The following is a 25,243-nucleotide window of genomic DNA, read 5'->3' as shown; positions in this document are numbered from 1 at the left end:
TGACCAAATCATTATATGAGTCATTACTCACATTTAATACTCGCATTTTTTACCATGACAGAAACCTTTCCAAACCCACGTAAAAGGCCGCGACAAGCGCGTTCAGTAATCACATTTGATATAATTCTGGAGGCAGCAGCTCGCATTCTTGAATCAGATGGATTCTCTGGATTTAATACCAATATTGTGGCAGATACTGCTGGAGTGAGTATTGGTAGTCTGTATCAATACTTTCCTTCAAAAAATGCATTAATTGTTGAACTCATAAGACGAGAAAGAGATCAACTTTATAATAGTGTCTTAAAAATTATTGAACAAAATGAGCGGTTAGATTTAAAAACGCTATTGAAAATGATTATAGAAAGAGCAGTATTTCATCAATTGAGTCGTCCTAATTTAGCGTTAATACTTGAATCTGCCTCAATATTTATCGGAAAAGATTATGAAGAAGAGTCTTTTCAATACAAATTAGAGGAAATATTGTCTAATCTTCTATCTAAATTTCAAATTACTAATGCACTCAAGACTGCAAGAGACATTATCGCCATCAGTAAAGGGATGATTAATACAGCGGGTATGACTGGTGAATTTGATGTAGAAGATCTACAGCGACGAGTTGAAAGAGCAATATATGGTTATTTAGCCCTTATATAAAGATAAAACTGAGCAGTCCAAGTCTCAATTTTAACAATATCACTTTTTAAGATATCCCCCTTCTTCATCTTATCAATAGCACGAGCAGATCATGCCATTTTCTTTTTGTTGCTAATTTCCGCACTCATCTTCGGATTCCTTTTTGTGAATCAGCCTCAATTTGTTAAGATGGCGACCGAGAGAAACCAATTTGTTTCCTCACACATTGTTGACTCAATTTTGGCACGAACAAAAGTACACTAAAGCTATGCTTTTTCCTTTGCTTAGGTCAGATTTGCACAGAAGTTGTTAGAATTGGTTAGATTGCCAAACTTTCAAAACAAACTTATTTATTATTTAAATTTAGAGATTTAACATACATGAATAGCATGGAAACAATGGCTGACTTATCCTCCCACACCCCTATGATGCAGCAATATCTAAAAGTAAAAATGCAGCATCCACACTCTTTAATGTTCTATCGCATGGGCGATTTTTACGAACTATTCTTTGACGATGCAAAAAAAGCCGCAAAACTTTTGGGTATTACCCTCACTCATCGTGGTAAAGCCAATGGTGAACCTATTCCAATGGCGGGTGTTCCATACCATGCTGCAGAAGGTTATTTGGCGCGTTTGGTTAAAAAAGGCGAAGCGGTTGTCATCTGTGAGCAAATTGGTGAAGTCACAGGTAAGGGACCTGTTGAACGCGGTGTAGTACGAATTATTACCCCTGGAACATTGACCGATGATGCCCTGTTAACCGCAACACAAGCATCGAATCTTGTTGCGATCTGCTTCCAACAAAACCAAATTGGTATGGCACTGCTGGATTTAAGTGCGGGTATTTTTAAAGTTCAACAACAAGAGTTTAAATCTGAAAGCTTGGCGATTGAATTAGCTCGCTTAATGCCAAGCGAAATATTGGTCGATGAAGACATAGTCGACCCGAATATTATTGAAGATATTAAACGACAAATTGAATGTCCAATTACCAAAAGACCTAATGTCGATTTTAATTTAAATAACGCACAAAAAACCTTATGTGACCAATTCGCAGTTTCCACACTTTCTGGTTTTGGTATTGACCATCTCCCCTTGGCTAAAGCAGCTGCCGCTGCATTGATTCACTATGCCAAAGAAACTCAAAAAACTGCGTTACCACATATTCGTTCAATTAAATTAGAACAAAGCTCAGATTTTATTGCACTTGATCCTGTTACACGCCGTAATTTAGAAATTATTGATCCATTATTCGAGCACGGCACTTCGCTGTTTAGCTTAATCAATGACTGCCAAACCGCAATGGGCGGACGATTACTGGCACGTACCTTGATGCAGCCCATTCGTGATACTCAAATCTTAGATGCACGTTTAGATGCAACGGATACTTTACTCAAAGGCTACCATGAAAGTCCTGTTCGCTTAGTCTTAAAAGAAATTGGCGATATTGAACGGGTTTTAAGCCGTGTTGCACTTGGCAGTGCACGTCCTCGTGATTTGGTGCAGCTTCGTCAAGCATGTGCACAAATCCCATTCTTAAGACATGCAATCCAACCGATTCTTGAGACTCAGCAATCTAAATTGATTGTACAATTGAATGAAGAATTGGGCGATTTTAATGGATTACACCAACGTTTACTGTCTGCGATTGTTGAACACCCACCTGTATTATTGCGTGATGGCAATGTAATTGCAGAAGGCTTTGATGATGAGCTCGATGAACTGCGTAAAATCCGTGATCACGCAGGCCAATTTCTGATTGATTTAGAAATCAAAGAGCGAGAAAACACGGGCATCAATACCCTGAAGATTGGTTATAACCGTGTTAGTGGTTACTATATCGAACTCACCCGTGCTCAAGCTGAACAAGCGCCTGATCATTACATCCGTCGTCAAACACTGAAAAATGCCGAGCGTTATATCACCCCAGAATTAAAATCTTTTGAAGATAAAGTACTTTCCAGTGAATCACGTGCACTTGCGCGAGAAAAACTACTCTTTGAAATGTTACTGGAAGAATTAAGAGCAGATATTGCCAATTTACAAATGATGAGTGCATCGATTGCCCATATCGATTTATTGGCAAACTTTGCCCATCAAGCCCGTTTGAATAATTGGAACCGACCTGAATACAGCCCAGAAATCGGGATCAAAATTACCGCTGGTCGACACCCTGTAGTTGAATCACTCAGTAAAACGCCATTTACCCCCAACGATACCCTACTCGATTTCAGTCATCGTATGGCGATCATTACAGGGCCAAACATGGGCGGAAAATCGACCTTTATGCGTCAAACTGCACTGATTAGTTTGCTGGCGTATTGCGGCAGTTTCGTCCCTGCTAAAACAGCGAAGTTAGGACCGATTGACCGTATATTTACTCGAATTGGCTCTGCTGATGATTTATCTACGGGTAAATCTACCTTTATGGTGGAAATGACCGAAACATCTCAAATTTTGCACCATGCAACCAATCAGTCTTTGGTGCTTATGGATGAAGTTGGTCGTGGTACAAGTACTTATGATGGACTATCTCTAGCTTGGGCATGTGTGCTTGATCTAACCAAACGAATCAAATGTCTATGCCTCTTTGCCACACACTATTTTGAATTAACTGAGCTTTCAAAAGAAGTGGCAATTGATAACTACCATGTGACGGCCAAAGAGTTAAATGGTAATTTGATTCTATTGCATAAAGTTCAACAAGGTCCTGCCAGTCAAAGTCATGGTTTACAAGTTGCAAAACTTGCGGGGATCCCTGCGGGGGTGATTAAAGAAGCGCAAAAGCGTTTAAAAATTTTAGAGAAACAACAACAGCAACAATTGCAATCCGTTGTGCAAAATGACTTATTTGCAGAAGTTGAAACCGTTGAACCTGAAAAGCTTGAACACATCATTGAGATTGAAAAAGTCGTTGAAGTTGAAAAATCATCACCTGTACTCGATGCTTTAGCAAATATTGATGTCGATGATTTAACCCCTCGCCAAGCGCTAGATCACCTCTATGCATTAAAAGCAGCACTAAATGCATAAGCAGTAACAGCTTTCCAGTCTAAGTAAGTTTGAAATTCTCTACTTAGGCTGGAAATAACTTGAGTCTATTGATCTTTAAATAGCAATCTAGACGATAATTTAAAGCACTCCATAATGAGTAATTGAATGCTAAGTTTTAGGAGAATAATATCAATATTTCACTCAAGCCCCTGCAGCTTTCCGATATAAATCTCATTTGGCAACATATTGATCGACGTGAATTAATCACTCAAATGTATCTACAACAAAAGCAAAAATTACATTTGGTCGATTGTTTTTATGATGTGCAAAGCTGGGGTGAATATCATTTAGAAAATGATCCCCCGTTGTTAAAGCAGCATCTTATTCAAGGTGGACTATGTGTGGGTGCATTCAATCAATTGAATCGATTAATTGGTGTGCAACTGGTATCCAATCAAGTCATCAGAGATTATCCAGATGCGAAGCTATTACAATATTTTTATGTCGATGCAAATCATCAAGGTCTTGGTCTTGGTACACAGCTCATGCACTCTGCGATAAAATCAGCTGGGCAACTTGGTGCACAACAACTGTATATTTCAGCAACACCAACCCAGCGTACTGTCGACTTTTATCTTAAACAAGGCGCGCAGGTCTTAGAAAAACCTGATCAGCAATTATGGGAATTAGAACCCGAAGATATTCATCTTATCTATACATTGTCATGATCTAACGGATACTAAAAATACAGGTCTAAATAATTCTAAAGATGATGGCTGACTAAAAAAACCAGCACACGAAGGTAATAACCCCATTTCGCTTCTGTGATTTAGTCTCATATTTATGTTCTTTTTTGAATATGTTTAGCATTTTTTCACCTATGGACACATCAAAATAACAGCGCATATTTTAAAAAATGCATAATTCTTCACAAGTTAGGAGAATTTTCTATAAAAAAAATTGATTTAGCAGGTTCTTCTATATTAAATATCAATAAAAGCAATTGTTAGTTTGCGGCGTTTTCCCTAAAATACAGCATTATTAATTAGAACCATATTTTTAGGTAGCTGACGCCATGACCTTTGTTGTCACTGAAAATTGTATTAAGTGTAAATATCAAGACTGCGTAGAAGTATGTCCAGTAGACTGTTTTTATGAAGGTCCAAATTTCCTAGTCATTAGTCCAGATGAATGCATTGACTGTGCGCTATGCGAACCTGAGTGTCCTGCAAATGCAATTTTCTCTGAAGATGAACTCCCTGAAGGTCAAGAAGTATTTATTGAACTAAATGCTGAACTTGCTCAAAAATGGCCAAACATTACTCAAATTGGTGATCAACCTGAAGATCGTGAAGAGTGGAATGGTAAAGCCGATAAATTACAATACTTAGAAAAATAAGTATTGTATAAAAAAGATCAGCTTAGGCTGATCTTTTTGCATTTTAATATGTAAATTGTACATTTATTTGCAATTTATCCATAATACACGCGCCAAACTAGACTAAAATAGCCCGTTACTTGCTTTAGCTAATATTGAGAATGAAATTTATTTTGAAAGGTTTACTTGCTGTCGGTGTTACTACAATGATTCTGGCTGGATGTACATCTTCCCCTCAAAAGAATCCAACAATTAGCACGTCGCATGGTCAGCGTATTTACATCCCCGAAGAAAAAATTACGATTGAGCGACCCATTCCTCCTAAAACGATGCCTTCATCTTATCGCCAATGGTTGATCTATGGCGACAATCAGTCACGTGCACGTGATTATGAACGTTTTCTTGAACAAAATAATGCTGGAAATATTATTCCTAGTTTTGAGTTATTTAAAACTGCGCGTGATTGGGACAAGTGTGGTAAGTCTGAATATATGATTCCAAGTCGTGAGCTTTGGAGTAATCAATTACCGACATTAAAAGTATTTAAATACTTGGTTGCCTCTAAAGTTCTGACTGATTTTACTGTAACCTCGGTATATCGAGACTTACCTTTAAACCAATGTGCCGGTGGTGCTGGATCTTCACGTCACTTATTCAATTCAGCCATTGATTTCCGTATTGGGCCAGAAAATCCGCAACCTCAAGATTATGCGTATATTGAGCATACCAAATTCAAATTATGCCAGTTCTGGTCGCAGTATGGTCAAAGCTTAAACATGGGCTTAGGACTGTATGCTTCAGGGCAAATCCATATTGATACTCAAGGATATCGTACTTGGGGACCTGATCTCACCCGTAATAGCTCAATGTGTAATTTTTAATACTTACATTCAATTTAAAAGAGATCAATAAGATCTCTTTTTTATGACCAAGTATTTGATCATATTTTAGATCAAAACACCCTTAAATAAAAAACGCCCAATGAAATTCATCGGGCGTTTTTTGAAATAAAATCAATCTATTTCAAACGTCAATCAACTGGATATCAATCTAGTCAATTGCAGGCGTATAGGTACCATCAGCAATTGCATCTTTAATACGATCCGCTTCTTCTAACACCAAGGTAAGAAGATTCTTGACGTTTTCTAAAGTTGCAACTGGACTTAAAGTGGTCATTTTCAAAGATTGAACCTGTCCAACTTTAGTCACACCAATATTGGCTTCACCACGCGCAAATAATTCATCTGCAACGTTTTGATTCAAAGTATCAAGTAATTCAACTGGATAATTGTCAGGTATTACACGGAATAATACAGATGCAAATTGTGGATCAACCAGCATTTCCAAACCTGCAGTAGCATTGATGTAATCTGCTACTTCACGAGTTAGCTTAACGCCATGGTCAATCATTGAGCCATAAAGCTCTTCACCTAGGTTTTCAATCGTCATCCACAATTTCAACGCATCAAAACGGCGTGTAGTTTGTAGAGATTTAGACACTAGGTTCGGTACACCATGTTCTTCATCATAAGCAGAATTTAAATATTCAGCTTCATAATGCATGAAACGATAGTTCGCTTCATATTTCAACAAGAACGCACCACATGAAATACTTTGGAAATAATGCTTATGGAAATCCAATGTAATCGAATCAGACAATTCAATACCATCAAGCATTGAACGGTAGTCATTCGATAAAATCAGTGCACCACCCCATGCTGCGTCGATATGCATCCACGCGCCATATTTATTGGTGATTTCACGCACTTTCTTCAATGGATCAATCGCACCAGCGTCGGTTGTTCCAGCAGTTGCAACAACACAAGCAACAATTTTACCTTCAGCCTGTAAATGCGCCATGGTTTTTTCGAGCGCATCAACATCCATCTGTGCATTTTCATTGACTGGAACAGTCACCACAGATTGGAAGCCCATGCCCATCATTGCCATGTTCTTTTGCACAGAAAAATGTGCATTTTCAGAACAGATCACTTTGACATTACGCATGGCATCACTTGGAACGCCATCACGTTGCACAGACCAAGGCAGACCATTTTCGTCTTTCCAGTTCTTGGCAATACACCAGTCACGCGCTAACAATACGCCCATCAAGTTAGATTGAGTGCCGCCAGAGGTGAACACACCTGCTTGACCTGCACCATAACCTACTTTTTGACGCAGCCAGTCGATCAATTGAACTTCCATCAAAGAACCTGCTGGGCTTTGATCCCATGAGTCCATTGATTGGTTGGTCGCATTAATCAAGACTTCAGCAATTTGACTTGTCACCATGGTTGGGCAATGCAAATGTGCTAAAGAGTGCGGATGATGTACTTTTAAACTTTTGTTCAGAAAAAGATCAACCATACGCTCAAGCGATTGGTGTAAACCTAGACCTTGTTTAGACGGTGCAAAAGAAATCGCTTCACGAAGTTCTTTAATGCTCCCACCTGTATACATTTTGTCATTTTGCAACCATGCTGCGACCGCTTTAGTCGCCTCACCCATTGCTGACTCATAGTCAGCAATAGATTGAGCATCATTGCAGAGTAATGCTTTACGATGTTCTGCAAAATCTACCATGAATTAAGCGCCTCGAACTGCAATAAGAGCCTCTGCAACCGCTTTCTTAAAGCGCGCAATAGCTTCTTCACATTCTTCTTGAGTAATGATCAATGGGCAAAGTAAACGGATCACCGTACCGCTACGGCCGCCTTTTTCTAACAATAATTTATTGTTAAAACATGCCGTTTGAATTGCAGCAGCCAATTGTGAATCCGCAGGAAGAGAACCCATATGATCCGCTTGCTTACGCTCATCCACAATTTCGATACCGATCATTAAACCGCGACCACGAACATTACCAATACATGGGAATTCTTGCGCTAATTTTTTCAATTCAGCTTGTAAGAAATCACCACGTTGTTGCGCATTTTGTGCAAGGTTTTGCTCTTTAATGGTATTGATCGTTGCAAGACCAGTACCCATTGCAAGTTGGTTACCACGGAAAGTACCTGTGTGACCTGCAGGTTGCCAAGCATCAAACTTACGTTTAATACCCAAAACAGCCAATGGTAAGCTACCACCCACTGCTTTTGACATCACCACAACATCAGGTTCAATACCAGCATGTTCAAAAGCAAACATTTTGCCTGAACGTGCAAAGCCCGCTTGAACTTCGTCCAAAATCAACACAATGTTATGACGCTCAGTCACTTCACGGATTTTTTGCAACCATTTCGCAGGCGCTGTAACCACACCGCCTTCACCTTGAATTGCTTCAAGAATCACAGCTGCAGGCTTAGTTACACCGCTTTCGACATCTTCAATGAAGTTTTCGAAATAATAAGTTAAGGCATCAACACCTGCTTCACCGCCAACACCCAACGGGCAACGGTATTCATGCGGGTATGGCATAAATTGTACGCCTGGCATTAAGCCATTTACCGCATTTTTAGCAGATAAGTTACCTGTCATCGCTAACGCGCCATGAGTCATCCCATGGTAACCGCCAGAGAAACTGATAACTGTATTGCGACCTGTATAGGTTTTCGCCAATTTAATCGCTGCTTCTGTACCATCTGCACCAGATGGGCCACAGAACTGTAAGCAATACTCTTCTTGCCCACCCGGAAGTTGTGCAAGCAGTGCTTCAGTGAAAGCATCTTTTAAAGGCGTTGTTAAATCTAAAGTATGTAAAGGGAGACCACTCGCTAAAGTGTCTTGAATACTTTTAATCACCGCAGGATGGTTATGGCCTAATGCCAATGTTCCTGCCCCAGCTAAACAATCGAGGTACTTTGTACCTTCAACATCGGTAACCCAACAACCATGTGCTTCCGCTATCGCTAACGGTAATTTACGTGGATAACTACGAACATTCGATTCCATCTGACTTTGGCGAGTCAAGTAGTATTCGTTTGTGGAAGTGGCAGCAGGATTTACAGAAGTAACGCTCATATCGAATTACCATCTCTGATATGGGTTGAAAGAAATAAGTCGGGTGACTTGTGGTCCTTTGACTCGGTGCTTTATAGAAATCTAGTTAGAGTGCTTTTAATCTTCATAACTAGGAGCGCGATAATACAGTTTTTTACAAGAAAATAAATATCTTTTATGTACTTATCCACACTCCATTTATCGAAAAAAACATTTAGCTAAATCTAATTTGTTATTATCATCATACTATGTGACAAAGCAAAGAAAAGCCGATAATTAAAATCACTTTATAAATCTTAACCATTCTGATCACTTTTTATCACAACCAATCTCGATAAGCTTTTAATTTTTAAAATATTTTACTCAAAATAAAATTGCAATTCATATGCAAATTATTACAAATGCACCACAAAATCTGCCATAGTTTTCCGCAAACCAGATTTATGATTAAAACAGATTCAATTTATACAATATATCTTTCGGTCATAAAATTTAGTCAAACAATTTTAAGGATTCATTATGCGTTATTTAGCTTTAACTACTTTACTCTTGGGAACCACACTGAGCACAATGACGATGGCAGCAGAAAATGACCCGTTAAACTACAATATTGTCAATGTTCAAGCAGATGCGACACGTCAAGTGTCTAATGATGAAATGCATGCTGTACTTTTTATTGAGAAAAACAACAAGCAACCTGCTGAGTTATCTTCTCAAATTACCCAGTTAATGAATCAAGCCATTAGCATTTCGAAAAAGTATCCACAAGTTAAAGTCGAAACAGGCTCACAAACCACTTATCCTGTTTATGACAATGACAACCAAAAATTGAAAGAATGGCGTGGTCGTGCAGAAATTCAAATTGAAAGTAAAGATTTTAAAGCAGCAAGCCAATTAATCAACGAGTTGCAAACCAGCTTCCAAACACAATCGATTAATTTCACAGTGTCTGATGAACAACGTAAAAAAGTTGAAAATGAATTGATGGTTGAGGCTTCAAAGAACTTCCAACAACGTGCGCAAATTTTAACGCAAGCATGGAATAAATCGTCTTATAACTTGGTCAATATCAACATCAATACCAGCAACTCTTATCCGCAACCAGTATATGCAGCGCGTGCATCTATGGCTAAGTTCGAAGCTGCCGATGCAGTCGGTGGTCAGAACATGGCCGCTGGTGAATCAAAAATCACAGTCAATGCCAATGGTTCGATCCAGTTTAAATAATTTTGATTAGTATAAAGACCGTGCTTATGCACGGTTTTTTGCTATTGCACTATATAAATTTGCGATTGCAATATAAAAAGTGAATATTTGATTAAAAAATCTATTAATTTGAATTAAACAATAGTTTTAAATGATAATCATCCTGATTTAAAAATATGCTTGAAGAGATTAAGATACGCACAATTTCAAATGCCTATCTCTTTATGAAAATTTCAAGCCATAGAACAACTGACTTCACCCTGTTTAAACCCTCACATCTCAGCCTTGCAATTGCTGTTTCACTTAGCTTTATATCCAATGCTGCTTTTGCCGAAGACAATCAAGAAACTTCAACACAAACACTTAAAACAATCACCGTACAAGCTGAAGGAAACTGGCTTGAAGCAGCCAATGCTGAAAAAGTTCACAAGCATGCAGGTGCACGTACCATTATCGATCGTAAAAAAATGGACGGATCTGCGGTGACCTCTATCCGTGATGCGCTAAAACAAGTGCCAGGGGTTCAGGTTCAGGACAGCAATGGCACAGGTGGAAGTGATGTTTCACTCAATCTGGGTGTACGTGGCTTAACCTCTCGCCTCTCACCGCGCTCCACTGTGTTGATGGATGGTGTTCCATTATCCTTCGCGCCTTATGGTCAACCACAATTGTCTATGGCACCTGTTTCAATGGGCAATATTGAATCTGTAGACGTTGTTCGTGGCGCAGGTTCAGTCCGCTTTGGGCCTCAAAACGTGGGGGGAATCATCAACTTTAATACTCGAGCAATCCCTGAAAAACTATCAGGCTCTGTTGGTTTAACCACAGAATTCGCCACAGGTACCGACCAACTCAAGTACAGTCCAAACCTCTTTATCGGCGGTACTATGGATAATGGTTTAGGTCTTGCGCTACTTTATTCAGGAACCAAAGGAAATGGCTATCGCGAAGCCAATAACGACATAGATATTGATGACGTCATGTTAAAGTCGTCATATCAGTTTACAGATGCAGATTCGATTGCACTTAATTTGCATCATTATGAAGGTCGTGGCGAAATGCCAGAAGGCTTAATGACTGCGGATTATGCCAAAAACCCATACCAGTCAAACCAATACCGTAACTATTTTGCTGGCCGTCGTTCAGATGTTTCTGTTAAATACAGCCATAAAGATGAACTCAATAACTTTGAAATCCTTGGTTATTATGTCGACTCATTCCGTACCAGTGATCTTGAATCGCCAGATAAAAGTAATAAAGCCAATAGCATTATCAGCAACTCACCGCGTGATTATAAATATTTTGGCATTGAACCACGTTATTCACGTGCCTACACTTTAGGCAATATGAATAATGAAGTCACAGTTGGTTATCGCTATTTACAAGAAGACAGTTCAGAGTTTTCGGGTCGTACAGCGCCATATAATACTGTAACAGGAACGCCAGGCGAACGCCTTGCCAACACCAGCAGTGAAGGTGGAACCAAAGCTCATGCTGTATATATTGATAACCGTTTTGGTCTCGGTGCACTGACCATCACTCCGGGTGTACGTTTTGAGTCAATTAAAACCCATAATGATTATACAGCTTATCAAAATGGTAAATTCATCAATACAGTACATCCAAAAATAAATTCTGATGAATTTTTACCAAGCCTTGCTGTGCAATATAATTTCAATGAACAATGGAATGTCTTTGCCAATGCAGCGGTTTCTTTTGGTCCTCAGCAATATAACCAATTGGCTAAAGTTGAAGGAATCAGTGCTGTTACCACTTTAGATGGTCTTCACCCTGAAAAATCCAACAACTATGAAATCGGTACAAAATACCTCGGCAATGGTTTAAATGCTGAATTTACAGTGTTCTATTTAGACTTTGATAAAGAGCTATCTCTAGAGCGTACAGACGTTATTGGTACAGGCATCTGGACCAATTTAGGCGCAACGACTCATAAAGGTATAGAACTCGGCCTAAGTTATGACTTTGGCAACCTCTATGACTCACTTCAAGGCTTAAAAGTCTATAGTAATTATACATTTACCAAGGCTGAGTCTGAAGCAGGTAAATTTGCTGGTAAAGACTTACCTTATTATTCACGACATGTTGGAAATTTAGGACTTGGTTATAGCTTTGACAAATGGTCTGTCAATGCAGATATGTTTGCTCAATCTAAACAGCATGCACCAGGTTCAGGCAATGTTTACCAAACCGTTGAAACTTCAGATGGTCGTACTGGTGATATCCCGGGTTACTCAACTTTTGCGGTACGTACTGGTTATGATTTTGGACAAGATTTTTACGGTTTAAAAGTTGCTGGTGGGATTAAAAACCTATTTGATCAAGAATACTTTACTCGCTCATCTGACTCTACAGGTGGTAAATACGTAGGACAGCCACGTACTTTCTATCTACAAACTTCTGTTGATTTCTAATTTTTTGAAAAACTTGTAGATTTACAACGCATTTAAAACTAAAGCGCTAATCTCATAGATTGAGATTAGCGCTTTTTAATTACTTTTATTTGAATATATTCTATGATTATTCTCTTAAAATAGCAGTTAGAACAATCTGTAATGGAATACGAGACAATACTTCTGAGTTTAGGCTTCTTCGCTTTTTGTGCGGGTTTAATTGATGCTGCGGTGGGTGGAGGTGGATTAGTGCTACTCCCAGCACTAATGCATGCCTTTCCCAATCAAAGTCTCGCCACAGTTTTTGGAACCAATAAAATCATTGCCATGGCAGGGACTGTATCTTCTGCATTTGCTTACTTTAAGAAAGTTACGATCAATTGGAAACTTATATTACCCACAATGTTGGCAGCATTTATATTTTCTTTTTTAGGTGCAATGTCAGTTTCGTTGATACCTAAAGAGTTGATGCGTTATATCGTATTCTTTTTACTGATCTTGATTGCGATCTACACCTTTGCCAAAAAAGACTTAGGTAAAGTCCATACTGTGTTACAGACGGGTAAGAAAGAAATTGCGTTAGGTTTATTTTTTGGCGCCTTAATTGGATTTTATGATGGAATTTTTGGCCCTGGGACAGGCAGTTTTTTACTCTTTCTGTTTGTGAAAGTATTTGCTTTTGATTTTTTAAATGCTTCTGCATCTGCCAAATTGGTCAATGTCGCCACCAATATTGCTGCCATGTTTTTCTTTATCCCTTCTGGGCATATTTTATGGATGGCTGGCATCATTTTAGCAGTTTGCAATGTTTTAGGCTCACTTGCGGGTACAGCTTTAGCATTTAAATATGGAAGTGGTTTTATTCGTATTTTCTTTTTAATTTTACTGGTATTTTTAATTGGCCGAATGGGCTATGACTTATTTATCGGTTAGTCATTCATACTAAATATAAAAATTGAATGAAGCCCACCAAAATGCGGGCTTCTAAACTAAGATTCTAAAAAAACTTCCTATGGAAGTTTTTCCAAAGATTCAAATCTTTTCAGCTTTATCTAAAAAGTATTGTGTGGCTTCAGTTAAATCCATATCTAATTCATTGGCAATAATGGCTAACCACCAAACACATTCACCTAACTTATGCTGCAACTCTTGTTGAGCATCGCCTTTGTGTAGCCACTTCCCCGTCTGCGCCATGACTAATCTGCCAACCAATCCAGCATCAGATAAAAATGCCAACGCATCCTCTTGCACTGTCCATTCAGCATGATGATTTATTCGCTCTAGCTCATGATAACGTTCTCTGATTTTTACTGAACGTGCTACAACCTCATCAACCGTTATTTTATGATCCATCATTTTGCTCGTTTAAACATTAGAGCTTACTTGATTTTGTAAAATTGATTCGATTAGAAATGTAATACGTTCAAAATTGAGTGTGTAGCAATAATCGCTATTGATACACTTTTTATGAGTGAAGCGTTCAAACATAATTTTATAAAATGATTTTTCTCAAAAAAGCTAAGTAAAATCAGGGCGCGCCCAGCGTTCACTCATATGCCAATTGACCAAATCAATAGCTGCATCACTTTCTAAAAATTCATTTTCATCTTCTAAAGCATCTTCATTCAGCTGATATAAGTCACTGTCTAAATCATCTGAAAATTGTTGAAGCAAATCGGTAATCGAGTTGGCGACTAGAATACCAACATCATATTCATGATCAATAAAGATTACTTGCCCAGTTTGACCTACGGGGGTGGGTGCTAAATCCACATACAAACCTGTTCGCCCACCATCATGTGCAAACTGAACCCAATCCCGATGGTGGGCATTGGTTGGATTGATTTGTGGGTCAGCATGTTGAAGAACAAACAACTCATCAACGAGATCCGCAAGATCAGCACGTTTATTTTCAATATTGGTCAGCGATAAAAATTCCATACCATAAAATAAACTGCCTAAATTTTCCTCTTCATTCATCCCATTATGCCAACAGTACAACTGTTTAAAATCATCAGGTAAATGTTTAGAAAGCCTTTGTTCAAATTGTTCTATATCTGAAATACTTGCCGCAGGATTGAGTGATTGATTTGCGATCTTTGCAGCATGTTGCACTAACCAATTTTGTATATTTTCTAATTGTTTTTGAATCATGTTCTTCTCATTAACCCTAATAACAGTCAAATAAACTTTACTGAAAAACCCAATCATTGACAATAAAAAAGCCACTTAAAAGTGGCTTTAGCTTTAGCAAATCAACTATTTTTTAAATGGAAATGCATATTTCACAATACGTCCAAGGACTTGACCATATTGCTTAAACAAACTTGCATTGTTGTAGTTTAAACCATACTTTTTACATACCGCTTCAACTTTAGGCGCCATTTTACGATAGCGACGAGCAGGTACTTCAGGGAATAAATGATGCTCGATTTGATGGCTCAAATGACCTGTCAAAATATGAAATGCTTCTGAACCAGTTAAATTCGAAGAACCGCGAATCTGGCGCATATACCAATGTCCACGACTTTCATCCTGTAAAACAGTTTTAGGGAACACTTCGACATCTTTGGTAAAGTGACCACAGAAAATGATACTAAATGTCCAAATATTACGGATACCATTGGCAACTAAATTACCTGTAAATACAGGTAAAGCTGCTGGGCCTGCAATCACGGGAAAGAAAAGATAATCTTTAAAAAACTGTTTACCAATTTTCTTTTGAGTTGGCTTCCACTCTTCTTTAAATTGCGCCCACGTTTTACGTTTATAAACCAATTTACCAATTTCAAGGTTTTGAATCGCAACGCCCCATTGGAACAATAAACAGAATGGAATTGCATATAAAGGCTGCAATAAAAAACCCGGTTTCCAACGTTGTTCTGGGAATAAACGTAATAAACCATAGCCGATATCATCATCCATCCCTTTGATATTGGTATAGGTATGATGCTTATAATTATGGGTTTGGCGCCAGTTGTCAGAGGTTCCAACAATGTCCCATTCGTAAGTTGTACCTTTAAAGCGTGGATCATTCATCCAGTCATATTGTCCGTGCATGACATTATGACCGAGTTCCATGTTTTCCATGATCTTGGCAAAGCTCAGTAAACCTGTACCAAGTAACCATGCTGGTGGGAACCAACCCGCAAATAAGCATGCTCGACCTAAAATACTACTATAACGGATAGCGGCATATACTTTTTTGATATATTTGGCATCTTTTTCGCCAATATCATCTAAGACTTCTTGCTTAATCGCATCTAGCTCGCGCGCTAAAGCATCTAGCTCAGTCTGGGTCAGTTCACGGTTTTTGGTGTTTTTAAAATATTGAATTTTAACTGGCATATTCATGATAAAACTCGCTTAAAGATCAATAACTAAATCAGTTTTGGCAGTATTTACACAAATTCTCAGCAAATTATTTGGTTCAAAATTCTCTTGACCATTAACTAAGTTTTTTGTGGCACCCTGTGCTTTATTACACGCGCATTTATTGCAAATACCCATTCTGCAACCATGTTCTGGTTTGATATTTTGTTGTTCTAAACCAACTAAAATGGCTTGACCTTTAGGGATTGCAACCACTTTATTAGATTTGGTTAATGTGACATTGATATAACCTGTGTCATCAGAAATCACGGGGCTTAGGCTAAATGCTTCGCTTTTGAGTACTTTGGCCTGTTCAAATAATTGTTCAGCTGTTGCCACAAAACCTGAAGGACCACATACATACACTGTGCTTTGCTCAAGATTTTTAATGATATGTAAATATTCATTATTTAAACGTGCATCCGCAGGTACTTCTTGGGTATAGAACACATCAAATTTAAAATCGGGATACTGTTGGGCTAATTGTTCAAACTGTTGTATAAAGGCAACGTCTGCATTTTTTTTAACCCAATACATTAAATGTACTGGCTGACGATCAAGCTGCTGGTTCGCTGCCAATGCCTGAATCAAGCTATACATCGGCGTAATACCACTGCCCGCAGCGACCAGAATCAATGGACTGACAACTTGAGGCAATAACATATCACCATAAGGTCGACCAAATTCAATCACCTCACCCACTTGGGCATGTTCAAACAACCAGTTACTCACAATGCCTTTTTCTACTTTTTTTGCCGTGAGTAATACATGTTGCGTATCTAATTGAGTCAGACTATAGGTACGTTCATAACGACGACCATTGATTTCGACAGTGATTGGATGATGCTGCCCGGCTAACCCCATTTTAAACAAACGGTTAATTTTGATGGTTAAGCTGATCGTATCTGCGGCGGATTGTTCTTTTTCAACAATTTTCCCCAAAGCTTGTTGAACTGACCACAATGGATTAATTTTCTGTAGCCAAAAATTAGTCGTATGAGTACCTAACACCATATCAAATATAGCGTTTACGGGAGATTTTTGCTTTTCAATAGCGTGCATACTAGGCTCACCATCTGAGTGATTTTTAATTATTATACACATGTATATATATTTGTATATACGCGTGTATTGTATCTAGACATTTCATTTATGTAATGACAAAGGCTATAATGAAAAAAATATTTTAACTATTTGATACTTTATGAATCCAACGTCCGTATTACCTCAGAACCCAGCTACCCTTCAAGATCAAATTCATGAGCTTGAAAAAGTTTCTGTACGTACTGTTGGACGCAAAGCGACAATTACCAAAGAAGAATTATTCCAAGCCGCCTTAAATTTGATTGGACCGCAAAAAAGTATTTCCTCTTTAAGTTTAAGAGAAGTTGCTCGTGAAGCTGGGATTGCGCCAAATAGTTTTTATCGTCACTTTAAAGATATTGATGAGTTGGCGATTGAACTGATTGATCGTTCAGGTGTGGTGCTTCGTCAAATTTTGCATGAAGCTCGAATCAAGGCAATCAGACAAAGCAGTATTATTCGCAGTTCAGTTGAAGTATTTATTGAACAACTAGATGCCGATGAAGGTAACCTCAGTTTACTACTGCGTGAAGGTTATACAGGATCAAAGCAATATAAACTTGCTGTAGACAAACAACTTAATTATTTCCAACAAGAACTCCAAGAAGATTTGATTCGAATAGAACGCATCAATCACAGTAAATTAACCCATCCTGATTTAGTCGCCAAAGCAATTACTCAGCTGGTATTTAATATGGGTGCCAAGGTGATTGATTTACCGATTGCTGAACGTAAAGAAGTCGCTGAACAAACCATGGTGATGATTCGTATGTTACTCGAAGGTTCGCGTCATTTAGACGAAGCGCAAATTAAATAATAGCTATTCTTTCATAGCCTATTAAATACAAGTATCAAGACCCTATGATCAGTCACAATCAACAAAATATTCGTGTAGGCATACTGGGTGTGACTGGCCGCATGGGACAAATGCTAGTTCAGGCCTGTCTCAATGCGGGACTAAACATCACTGTTGCTACAGCAAGAGTTGCAAGTGCAGCGATTGGTCAGGAACTAGGACAGTATCTCAATATAGCACCATTAAATGTGCTCATTTCAGATCGTTTGGAAGACGTCATTCAGCATTGTGATGTGGTGATTGATTTCACTACAGCAGAAGCATTATCGCAACATTTAAAAATTTGTCAGCACGCTAAAAAGCCCATGATTATTGGTATCACTGGTTTATCTGAGCAATTAAATCAATACATTGCTCAAGCCGCACAAGATATTGCTATCGTGCATTCAGGCAATTATTCCATTGGCGTCAATCTTAGTATTGATCTGGTTCGAGTTGCTGCCCAATTATTAGGTACAGAATTTGAAGCTGAAATCATCGAAGCGCACCACCGACAAAAAATAGATGCGCCATCAGGCACTGCATTGATGTATGCAGAAGCGATTGCTCAAGTCCGAGCACAATTGCTCAGCGATTTAGCGGTCTATCAACGCCATGCTCAGGTTGCTGAGCGAACACCCCAACAGATCGGTTTACAAGCTATACGTGGTGGTGACATTGTTGGTGAACATAACACGATATTTTATGGTCATGGTGAACAGATAGAAATCAAACATATTGCAAGCAATCGGATGAACTTTGCGACTGGTGCAATTCGTGCCGCAATGTGGTGTATGTCTCAACCCGCTGGCTTATATAATATGCATGACGTGATTCATTTGAATCACTCGCTTTAATAGCGCTCTATGTACTATTCAATGCACTGCTCAATGTACGCAGCAGTAAAATTTTTCTGATCAATCCCACGATAGTGATCTTTTATCTTTCTATAATGTTTTTTAAAGACTTTTCACCCAGTATTCAGGCCAAATATTTTCACATTGAATTAAGCTTTGTATTTAAAAATAGCTATCTCGCCGCGAGTTAGAGTGATATAAATCTAACTTAGTATTTTTATATTCCCCTATACATCAATTGTATAATTGAGCTCTATTCACATGAAACTGTTAAATGATCGTCAAAGTATTATTGCAAGTTACTTACTCATGCTGATCTTTTTGTCTTTACTGATTCCCTTGCATCTTTTAGCGTCATTTTTTGCAGGTTTTGTTGTTTTTGAAATCATCAATAGTTTAGGTAGCATTACAGAAAGATATATTGATGGTCAAAGAGCGCGCTTGACCATTAGCATTATTCTTGCCATTTTTATTATTTCTTTGATTGTGCTCAGCATTACTGGGTTAATCAGCTTTGTTCAACACGATTTGCAAGGTGCGGGGATCAATGCTATCAGTGACCAAGTCGATCAAACCTTACAAAAACTACAACTTGAAGTGGCACAATATATTCCCGGATTTATTCCTTATTCACTCACTGAATTAAAAGATCAAACCTTTGATTTAATCAAAGATAATTTATCCACCTTAAAAAGTACTGGAACAGGCTTTTTACATAATTTAGCCACGATGTTGATTGGTATGATTGTGGGGATCCTTGTCTCATTAAACCAATTGCGTCCACAGCCGGATCAGCCAGAATTTAAGCGTGCCATGATCACACGTATTGAGAATCTTTCGTCATCTTTTAAAAATGTGGTGTTTGCGCAGTTTAAAATTTCGTTAATCAATACCTTTTTATTTTTGATTTTCTCTCACCTGATCCTCCCAGTATTTGATATACATTTACCTTTTGCCAACACCTTGGTGATCCTGACTTTTATTTTTGGATTAATTCCAATTGTCGGAAACTTACTCTCCAATACCATTATTGTTATGGCAGGTTTAACCATTTCAGTATCTACCGCTGGTATCGCATTACTTTATCTGATTTTTATCCATAAACTGGAATACTTTATTAATGCCAAAATTATTGGCACAAAAATCCATGCAGCGTCATGGGAAGTGTTATTGGCAATGTTAGTCTTTGAGTCGTTCTTTGGCTTAGCGGGTTTAATTGTTGCACCCATTTTCTATGCCTATCTCAAGTTAGAACTTAAACAAGCCGAAATGATTTAAAGCATAGTTCGTTTGAGTCAACAAGAAACCCTTCTTTTTAAAGGTGTGAAGTATTACTTTGTAAAAGAAGAGAATTAAAAAAGCCTGAGTTGATCAACATTACAATTCAGGCTTTTTTGCTAATAATACGAATGTAGTTAAAAACTTTTATTCCCAGACCACTTCTCGTTTCTGTTGTGCCCAAGCATCTAAGAATGGCTCATAGCGACTTTCAATTTTATTACGTTTAATTTTCATCGTTGGGGTAAGTAAATCATTTTCCATGGTCCATGGTTCATTGACTACGACAAAAAAGCTGATTTTTGCATGAGGCTCCAGTTCTTCATTGATCTTCACTCTTAATGCTTTTAAGGCGTTTTCAATTTCATCTCGCTTCGGGTTCTGCTTCAGACTGTTACGAATATCTTCAGCCAACATAATAAAGGCAACTGGTTGTGGTTGGCTTGAACCACCAATACATACAGATTCAATTAAGGCCTGATTTCCGATTTTTTGCTCAGTCGGAACTGGCATGATGTATTTGCCTTTACTTGTTTTAAAAATATCTTTAATTCGACCCGTAATTTTTAACCGCCCTTCTGCATCGATCTCGCCCAAATCCCCCGTACGTAAAAATCCATCTTCGGTCATATCTTCTGCAGTTTTTTCAGGATTTTTATAATAGCCCAACATGGTTCCCGGGCTTTTTACCAGAATTTCACCATTTTCATCAATTTTACACTCCACTTTAGGTTGGGCATGCCCCACATAACCACTGGCAAACTGCCCCACACGTGTCACATGCGAATAACCACAATTTTCAGTCATGCCATAGACTTCAAGTAACTCTAAACCTAAATTTCGATACCATAAAATAATATCTGTAGGTAGCGGTGCCGCAGCAGTAAATGCATAACGGACATGATTTAGCCCGAGTTTAGTGAGTAATTTCTTTTTAACCAACTTACCCAACACAGGTATTTTAAATAAAATCTTTTGTATATGGAGCGGTATTTTTTCATTAACGCCCAAATAGAACTTGGTCCATAAGCGTGGCACTGAAAAGAATAATGTAGGTTTGGCACGATTCAAATCTTCGACAAAGGTTTCAATTGAATTTGCAAAATACACGGTAAAACCGCAAACCATCAATGAAGATTGAATAAAAATACGTTCTGCAACATGTGCAAGTGGTAGATAAGATAAGGCCCTATCAGATGTTGTCACTTGATAAGTTAATCTCAGCTCACGAGCAGCCGATAAAAGTGTCGCAAAACTTTGCATAACTCCTTTAGGTACACCCGTACTACCAGACGTATAAACGATGGTCGCTAAATCATTTTTATTGGGCAAGATCGGGTTTTCTAGTGGGGCGACAGATTGCACAATATCATTCCATTGCGGTGCATCGAATTCTGGTGATAATGCCAAACGCACGCAAGCTAAATCTTGTGGAATGATTGTTTTTACCTCATTCCAGCTATCCGCTTTACCGTCCAATTTTCCAATAAATAAGAGTTTTGCTTCACTGTGGTTGAGTACATAAGCTGCACCTTCCGCATTGAGTGTTGGGTAGAGCGGGACTGAGATATGACCTGACATCCAGATCGCTAAATCTGCCATAAGCCAATGCGCACTATTTTTACCATAAATTGCAATCGCACTCTTTTCAGGCAAGTTTAAAGACTGTAAATAACTCGCCATACTGCGAACTTGTTGTGCAACTTCCGACCATGTGTAATGCACTGCATTGCCATTGGCCAATGGTTGTACAAACACATCTTTTTGCGGTAATTGCTTTTCCCAATGAAGTAGATAGTGCACATGGGTATCATGAAACTCAACAAAATCCTTGTTTTCCATATCATTTCTTCCATTATTTTAAGTTTTTATCTTGGCTATAGACCGTTGCTTTCGAACTTGTCTATTTGAATACACAATACTGAATGATCAAATTACATGGGTGGGTAAACTTTATCTCTAAAAGAAAAAATCGAGATCAAAGTACACTATTTAAATAGCATAAAAACGGTTGCAATGTATACAACAAACTCCTTGTAAATCGTTCATTGATTATTGTTGTAAAGTAGATCTCATTCAATGATACATGGGGTTTCTATGGTGTGGTGAAATTGATGAATGGTCTATAGCCCCCACACAAGACATGGTCATATAAATGGTTCAATAATAGGAATTAATTTTTATAAATTGGTATAACTTTTACATTTAAAATCAAATAAATAGAAATAACCTAATAATTGATTATTTAAATCTGGATAATATATACATCAAAAAAGCTCCCGAAGGAGCTTTTAGAATCTAGATAAAATTGCGCTAAATTAAGGTTTAACCACGACCAATACCTGAATCGCCTCTGGCGTTACAGAAACACCTTCCAATAGGCTTAAACCTTCTTTCTGGAATTTCTGTAAACGTTCAATTTCATCTGCACGAATACTTGGATTAAATTGCTTTAAGTAACTTAAACGATCAATTTCATATTGCCATTTGCTACCATAAATTTCTTTAGCTTGTTCTTTTAACTGCGGTAAAACACCTTTAGCAATATCTAAAGCTTGTGCATAGCGTTCTTCAATCACTTCACGACGTGCTTTCACCACTTGACGACAGCTATTGCTATCTAAATGATGCAAATACGGCTTAATAATTTCCGGATCAAGCTTGGCAGTAATATCCTGACCCGTTTCAGTCAATAACACTCGAATCAATTGTGTCGGCAAACTTGAAGGTAAATTTAATGCCTTAGGTGCAACCACATCCACTTTAAACCAAACTTCCAACAAGATCGTGCCTTGTTTAAGTGCATTGGTTTTTAGAATCGCAACATTGGTACTACCAAAAGATTGAGTACGGATAATTTCCATCACACTTTCAGTAAACGGATGTTCAAGTGTTAAATATTGCGCGTCTTCACGGATCTGTGCTTGATCACGATAGAAGGTTGCAGTCATGCCCTCTTCGTCGATATCCAAGCCTTGCACTTGCATTTGATCGGTGGGTTTAATAATCACCGTACCATTGCTTTGCTCATCAAAGTCAATGTTAGTCGATGCCATAAACCGCTTCATAAACATTGGCAACAAAGTATTGTCATCATAGTCTTCAAGCGCAGTAACAATTTCTTGTGCCACGATCGGACGACATGAATTGTATTCCAATAAACGGTCACGACCATCTTGCAATTCAACTTCAAGCGCTTGACGCTGTACATTGACCGCTTCAAGAAGCTCTTCAAAGGCTTGGCCTTTATCATCCAATAAGCAATCTTTTAAATCGACAATAAAGTTTTCTTGTAAGGTTTGTGCTGTAGGCGAAATATTACTGAAAATATTTAGCGCTTCATTGTACCAACGGAACATACGCTCTTGCGCTGTACCGACAAGATAAGGCACATGAATCTGAATACGATTTTCCTGACCAATACGGTCTAAACGACCAATACGCTGTTCAAGTACATCTGGATTTGCTGGCAAATCAAACAACACAAGATCAGAAGCAAACTGGAAATTACGCCCTTCTGAACCAATTTCAGAACACAGTAAAATCTGTGCACCATAAGAATCTTCAGCAAAATAAGCCGCTGCTTGGTCACGTTCCAATAAGCTCATGCCTTCATGGAACATTGCGGTGCGAATACCCGCGTGGATGCGTAAAGCATTTTCAAGTGCTTCAACAACTGGACCACTACGTGCGATCAGCAGTACTTTTTTATGTTTTAAATCAGAACGTAATCGTTCCATCAACCACATAACACGTGGGTCTGTTTCCATCCATGCGCCATCAAGTTGCAGTTCTTCTGGCCACATTTGCTCACGTAATTTTCCATCTTTAGACCAGTTTTCTGGTGCTGGCAATGGTGCTGGTTGGCAATCACGTCCAGGGAAACCTTGAATTGCTTCACGGGTATTACGGAACAAGATACGACCAGTACCATGACGGTCTAAAAGTTCATGAATTGCACGGAAACGATGTTCAGGCTGATCTTCAATCGGATGACCTAATAATTTTTCAACCGCTGCCAAATGTTCCGCTTCAAGTGGCAAATCTGACATCAACACTTCAGCAATTTTAGCAGTGTGATGATATTGCTCTTCTTCATCAAGGAAACGATCAAGCGAACTAAAACGTTGTGGATCAAGTAAACGTAAACGGGCAAAATGACTTTCTACACCTAACTGTTCAGGCGTTGCCGTTAAAAGCAGCACACCTTCAGTTTTTTCAGCAAGCTCTTCAACCAGATCATAACGGTCATTACCGCCTTCTTCTTCACTCCACATCAAATGATGCGCTTCATCGACCACTAACAGATCAAAACCAGCTTCAATGGCTTGCTCACGCAAATCATCATGGTCAATCATCAAATCTACTGAAGCAATGATACATTGTTCAGTCAGGAATGGATTGAGTTCAGGATCATGCTCTTTGATTGAAGCTGTACGAGTCAGATCAAACAATGAGAAATTCAAATTGAAACGACGACGCATTTCAATCATCCATTGATATTGTAATGAATCTGGCACAAGAATCAGAATTCGCTCAGAACGACCCGTTTTGAGTTGTTGATGGATGATGAGTCCCGCTTCGATTGTTTTACCTAAACCGACTTCATCTGCAAGTAGTACACGAGGGGCAAATCGTTTACCCACTTCATGAGCAATATACAGCTGGTGTGGAATCAAACCTACACGCGCACCAACCAAACCACGTAATGGTGACGTTTGCATATTGGCTTGCATTTGCATCGCTTCAATACGTAAGTCATACCATTCTTTATAGTCAATTTGGCTTGCCAATAAACGCTCTAAAGGCTTTGACAATTGAATTTGTGCGCCAATACGCGTTTCGTTTAATGCTTTCTTCTCTTGTTCACCACTATCCAATGTACGAATAACATTGTAACGAATCACACCACTGCGATCGTCTAAAGACTCGACAATCCACTTGATGCCTTCTTGGTCTTGAACTTCATCATTGATATTAAAAACAATACGAGATAATGGGGCATTATTACGTGCATAGACACGAGTTTCGTCACTTTTTGGAAAAAGAATACTGATTGAACGTTCATCGACGTCAATCAATACACCTAAACCTAACTCAGTTTCTGTGTCCGATAACCAACGTTGACCTATAGCAAATTGTTGCAATTTTTCCACCTTTATCTCATGTTAGGGCTAAAACACGGTTGCTCAAATCAGGAGAATATTTGAACAAAGTTTATACCCATTACGCAATACTTTTTGACATAAAGCTCA

At 38.5% G+C, this 25,243-nt stretch carries 19 protein-coding genes; 11 read left to right on the top strand and 8 right to left on the bottom strand.

Going from position 1 to position 25,243, the window contains the following annotated elements:
* Positions 1–54 precede the first annotated feature (54 nt).
* The 5 genes from MTO68_RS08160 to MTO68_RS08140 all read left to right on the top strand — a co-directional run bounded on the left by MTO68_RS08160 (position 55) and on the right by MTO68_RS08140 (position 5,888).
* Positions 55–654, top strand: a complete 600-nt coding sequence (locus MTO68_RS08160; protein ID WP_239046023.1) for a TetR/AcrR family transcriptional regulator — start codon at positions 55–57, stop codon at positions 652–654.
* 359 nt (positions 655–1,013) lie between these two features.
* Positions 1,014–3,668, top strand: a complete 2,655-nt coding sequence (gene mutS, locus MTO68_RS08155; RefSeq protein WP_244015586.1) for a DNA mismatch repair protein MutS — start codon at positions 1,014–1,016, stop codon at positions 3,666–3,668.
* 149 nt (positions 3,669–3,817) lie between these two features.
* The gene (locus MTO68_RS08150; protein ID WP_347814811.1) at positions 3,818–4,357 is read left to right on the top strand and encodes a GNAT family N-acetyltransferase; all 540 of its coding nucleotides are present in this window, start codon (positions 3,818–3,820) and stop codon (positions 4,355–4,357) included.
* 347 nt (positions 4,358–4,704) lie between these two features.
* Positions 4,705–5,028 (top strand): ferredoxin FdxA, encoded by a 324-nt coding sequence (gene fdxA / locus MTO68_RS08145; protein WP_004721686.1) that lies wholly within the window; start codon positions 4,705–4,707, stop codon positions 5,026–5,028.
* A 140-nt stretch (positions 5,029–5,168) separates the two neighbouring features.
* Complete coding sequence (locus MTO68_RS08140; protein ID WP_004721687.1) at positions 5,169–5,888, top strand: D-Ala-D-Ala carboxypeptidase family metallohydrolase; 720 nt, start codon at positions 5,169–5,171, stop codon at positions 5,886–5,888.
* 169 nt (positions 5,889–6,057) lie between these two features.
* On the opposite strand, the gene MTO68_RS08135 is transcribed toward MTO68_RS08140, so the two are convergent.
* Positions 6,058–7,590 carry an aspartate aminotransferase family protein gene (locus tag MTO68_RS08135; protein ID WP_244015585.1) on the bottom strand — a complete coding sequence of 511 codons (1,533 nt, stop codon included), beginning with the start codon at positions 7,588–7,590 and terminating at the stop codon, positions 6,058–6,060.
* A 3-nt stretch (positions 7,591–7,593) separates the two neighbouring features.
* Entirely contained in the window at positions 7,594–8,967 is a 1,374-nt protein-coding gene (locus tag MTO68_RS08130; RefSeq protein ID WP_004721690.1) for a diaminobutyrate--2-oxoglutarate transaminase, read from the bottom strand.
* 498 nt (positions 8,968–9,465) lie between these two features.
* Here MTO68_RS08130 and MTO68_RS08125 point away from each other — a divergent pair, with 498 nt between their 5' ends.
* From MTO68_RS08125 to MTO68_RS08115, 3 genes are all read left to right on the top strand, one after another.
* On the top strand, positions 9,466–10,173 hold the full coding sequence (locus MTO68_RS08125) for an SIMPL domain-containing protein (protein ID WP_004721692.1): 708 nt from the start codon (positions 9,466–9,468) through the stop codon (positions 10,171–10,173).
* 203 nt (positions 10,174–10,376) lie between these two features.
* On the top strand, positions 10,377–12,584 hold the full coding sequence (locus MTO68_RS08120; RefSeq protein WP_244015584.1) for a TonB-dependent siderophore receptor: 2,208 nt from the start codon (positions 10,377–10,379) through the stop codon (positions 12,582–12,584).
* 141 nt (positions 12,585–12,725) lie between these two features.
* The gene (locus MTO68_RS08115; protein ID WP_004820319.1) at positions 12,726–13,496 is read left to right on the top strand and encodes a TSUP family transporter; all 771 of its coding nucleotides are present in this window, start codon (positions 12,726–12,728) and stop codon (positions 13,494–13,496) included.
* A 99-nt stretch (positions 13,497–13,595) separates the two neighbouring features.
* Here MTO68_RS08115 and MTO68_RS08110 read toward each other — a convergent pair whose 3' ends face one another.
* The 4 genes from MTO68_RS08110 to MTO68_RS08095 form a co-directional block, all read right to left on the bottom strand.
* Complete coding sequence (locus MTO68_RS08110; protein ID WP_004721698.1) at positions 13,596–13,916, bottom strand: hypothetical protein; 321 nt, start codon at positions 13,914–13,916, stop codon at positions 13,596–13,598.
* Positions 13,917–14,081: 165 nt separating this feature from the next.
* Positions 14,082–14,717: an SMI1/KNR4 family protein gene (locus tag MTO68_RS08105; RefSeq protein WP_244015583.1), complete on the bottom strand. Its 636-nt coding sequence runs from the start codon at positions 14,715–14,717 to the stop codon at positions 14,082–14,084.
* Between the two features lie 105 nt (positions 14,718–14,822).
* The gene (locus MTO68_RS08100; protein ID WP_004721703.1) at positions 14,823–15,917 is read right to left on the bottom strand and encodes a fatty acid desaturase; all 1,095 of its coding nucleotides are present in this window, start codon (positions 15,915–15,917) and stop codon (positions 14,823–14,825) included.
* Positions 15,918–15,929: 12 nt separating this feature from the next.
* Positions 15,930–16,997: a ferredoxin reductase gene (locus MTO68_RS08095; RefSeq protein ID WP_244015582.1), complete on the bottom strand. Its 1,068-nt coding sequence runs from the start codon at positions 16,995–16,997 to the stop codon at positions 15,930–15,932.
* A gap of 142 nt (positions 16,998–17,139) precedes the next feature.
* Between MTO68_RS08095 and fabR the strand changes: the two genes are divergently transcribed.
* The 3 genes from fabR (at position 17,140) to MTO68_RS08080 (ending at position 19,988) form a co-directional block, all read left to right on the top strand.
* Positions 17,140–17,835 (top strand): HTH-type transcriptional repressor FabR, encoded by a 696-nt coding sequence (gene fabR / locus MTO68_RS08090; RefSeq protein WP_004721706.1) that lies wholly within the window; start codon positions 17,140–17,142, stop codon positions 17,833–17,835.
* 44 nt (positions 17,836–17,879) lie between these two features.
* The gene (dapB, locus tag MTO68_RS08085; protein ID WP_244015581.1) at positions 17,880–18,710 is read left to right on the top strand and encodes a 4-hydroxy-tetrahydrodipicolinate reductase; all 831 of its coding nucleotides are present in this window, start codon (positions 17,880–17,882) and stop codon (positions 18,708–18,710) included.
* A 261-nt stretch (positions 18,711–18,971) separates the two neighbouring features.
* Entirely contained in the window at positions 18,972–19,988 is a 1,017-nt protein-coding gene (locus tag MTO68_RS08080) for an AI-2E family transporter (RefSeq protein WP_004820310.1), read from the top strand.
* A gap of 147 nt (positions 19,989–20,135) precedes the next feature.
* Here the strand turns inward: MTO68_RS08080 and MTO68_RS08075 are convergent, their stop codons facing one another.
* Positions 20,136–21,830, bottom strand: coding sequence for an AMP-binding protein (locus MTO68_RS08075; protein WP_004820309.1), 1,695 nt, complete (start codon positions 21,828–21,830; stop codon positions 20,136–20,138).
* Between the two features lie 476 nt (positions 21,831–22,306).
* A complete protein-coding gene (gene rapA, locus MTO68_RS08070; protein WP_034617785.1) occupies positions 22,307–25,144 on the bottom strand; it encodes an RNA polymerase-associated protein RapA in 2,838 nt (945 codons plus the stop codon).
* Between the last annotated feature and the right edge of the window lie 99 nt (positions 25,145–25,243).

Source organism: Acinetobacter sp. NyZ410 (assembly GCF_022828975.1).
In the GTDB taxonomy this organism is placed as follows: Bacteria; Pseudomonadota; Gammaproteobacteria; order Pseudomonadales; family Moraxellaceae; genus Acinetobacter; species Acinetobacter guillouiae.
This window is presented reverse-complemented; position numbering and strand designations above follow the sequence as displayed.